General features: G+C 54.4%; 1 rRNA gene. It reads right to left on the reverse strand.

Features of this window, described 5'->3' with window-relative positions:
- Positions 1-2,626, reverse strand: a 23S ribosomal RNA gene (locus ERD80_RS13065); the annotation flags it as partial.

Here is a 2,626-nt window from a genome sequence, read left to right on the forward strand (position 1 = left end):
GGGTCAGGGAGAACTCATCTCGGGGCAAGTTTCGTGCTTAGATGCTTTCAGCACTTATCTCTTCCGCACTTAGCTACCGGGCAGTGCCATTGGCATGACAACCCGAACACCAGCGGTGCGTTCACTCCGGTCCTCTCGTACTAGGAGCAACCCCCCTCAATTCTCCAGCGCCCACGGCAGATAGGGACCGAACTGTCTCACGACGTTCTAAACCCAGCTCGCGTACCACTTTAAACGGCGAACAGCCGTACCCTTGGGACCTACTTCAGCCCCAGGATGTGATGAGCCGACATCGAGGTGCCAAACACCGCCGTCGATATGAACTCTTGGGCGGTATCAGCCTGTTATCCCCGGAGTACCTTTTATCCGTTGAGCGATGGCCCTTCCATTCAGAACCACCGGATCACTATGACCTGCTTTCGCACCTGCTCGAGCCGTCACTCTCGCAGTCAAGCTGGCTTATGCCATTGCACTAACCTCCTGATGTCCGACCAGGATTAGCCAACCTTCGTGCTCCTCCGTTACGCTTTGGGAGGAGACCGCCCCAGTCAAACTACCCACCAGACACTGTCCGCAGCCCGGATTACGGGCCTACGTTAGAACATCAAACATTAAAGGGTGGTATTTCAAGGTTGGCTCCACGCAGACTGGCGTCCGCGCTTCAAAGCCTCCCACCTATCCTACACATCAAGGCTCAATGTTCAGTGTCAAGCTATAGTAAAGGTTCACGGGGTCTTTCCGTCTTGCCGCGGGTACACTGCATCTTCACAGCGATTTCAATTTCACTGAGTCTCGGGTGGAGACAGCCTGGCCATCATTACGCCATTCGTGCAGGTCGGAACTTACCCGACAAGGAATTTCGCTACCTTAGGACCGTTATAGTTACGGCCGCCGTTTACCGGGGCTTCGATCAAGAGCTTCTCCTTGCGGATAACCCCATCAATTAACCTTCCGGCACCGGGCAGGCGTCACACCGTATACGTCCACTTTCGTGTTTGCACAGTGCTGTGTTTTTAATAAACAGTTGCAGCCAGCTGGTATCTTCGACTGGCCTCGGCTCCGGGAGCAAGTCCCTTCACCTACGCGCCAGCGTGCCTTCTCCCGAAGTTACGGCACCATTTTGCCTAGTTCCTTCACCCGAGTTCTCTCAAGCGCCTTGGTATTCTCTACCTGACCACCTGTGTCGGTTTGGGGTACGATTTCGTGTTACCTGGAGCTTAGAGGCTTTTCCTGGAAGCAGGGCATCAGTTACTTCACCGCCGTGGCGGCTCGTCATCACGCCTCAGTGTTAAAGAAGACCGGATTTGCCTGGTCTTCACACCTGCACGCTTAAACCGGGACAACCGTCGCCCGGATAACCTAGCCTTCTCCGTCCCCCCTTCGCAGTAACACCAAGTACAGGAATATTAACCTGTTTCCCATCGACTACGCTTTTCAGCCTCGCCTTAGGGGTCGACTCACCCTGCCCCGATTAACGTTGGACAGGAACCCTTGGTCTTCCGGCGAGCGGGCTTTTCACCCGCTTTATCGTTACTTATGTCAGCATTCGCACTTCTGATACCTCCAGCATGCCTCACAGCACACCTTCAGCGGCTTACAGAACGCTCCCCTACCCAACAACACATAGTGTCGCTGCCGCAGCTTCGGTGCATGGTTTAGCCCCGTTACATCTTCCGCGCAGGCCGACTCGACCAGTGAGCTATTACGCTTTCTTTAAATGATGGCTGCTTCTAAGCCAACATCCTGGCTGTCTGTGCCTTCCCACATCGTTTCCCACTTAACCATGACTTTGGGACCTTAGCTGGCGGTCTGGGTTGTTTCCCTCTTCACGACGGACGTTAGCACCCGCCGTGTGTCTCCCGTGATAACATTCTCCGGTATTCGCAGTTTGCATCGGGTTGGTAAGCCGGGATGGCCCCCTAGCCGAAACAGTGCTCTACCCCCGGAGATGAGTTCACGAGGCGCTACCTAAATAGCTTTCGGGGAGAACCAGCTATCTCCCGGTTTGATTGGCCTTTCACCCCCAGCCACAAGTCATCCGCTAATTTTTCAACATTAGTCGGTTCGGTCCTCCAGTTAGTGTTACCCAACCTTCAACCTGCCCATGGCTAGATCACCGGGTTTCGGGTCTATACCCTGCAACTTAACGCCCAATTAAGACTCGGTTTCCCTTCGGCTCCCCTATGCGGTTAACCTTGCTACAGAATATAAGTCGCTGACCCATTATACAAAAGGTACGCAGTCACCTAACAAGTAGGCTCCCACTGCTTGTACGTACACGGTTTCAGGTTCTGTTTCACTCCCCTCGCCGGGGTTCTTTTCGCCTTTCCCTCACGGTACTGGTTCACTATCGGTCAGTCAGGAGTATTTAGCCTTGGAGGATGGTCCCCCCATATTCAGACAGGATACCACGTGTCCCGCCCTACTCGTCGGACTCACAACTCATGCATCTTCGTGTACGGGGCTGTCACCCGGTATCGCGCGACTTTCCAGACGCTTCCACTGATGCACAAGCTGATTCAGGTCCTGGGCTGCTCCCCGTTCGCTCGCCGCTACTGGGGGAATCTCGGTTGATTTCTTTTCCTCGGGGTACTTAGATGTTTCAGTTCCCCCGGTTCGCCTCGTT

This window comes from Pantoea sp. R102 (assembly GCF_004916815.1).
GTDB lineage: Bacteria > Pseudomonadota > Gammaproteobacteria > Enterobacterales > Enterobacteriaceae > Pantoea > Pantoea dispersa.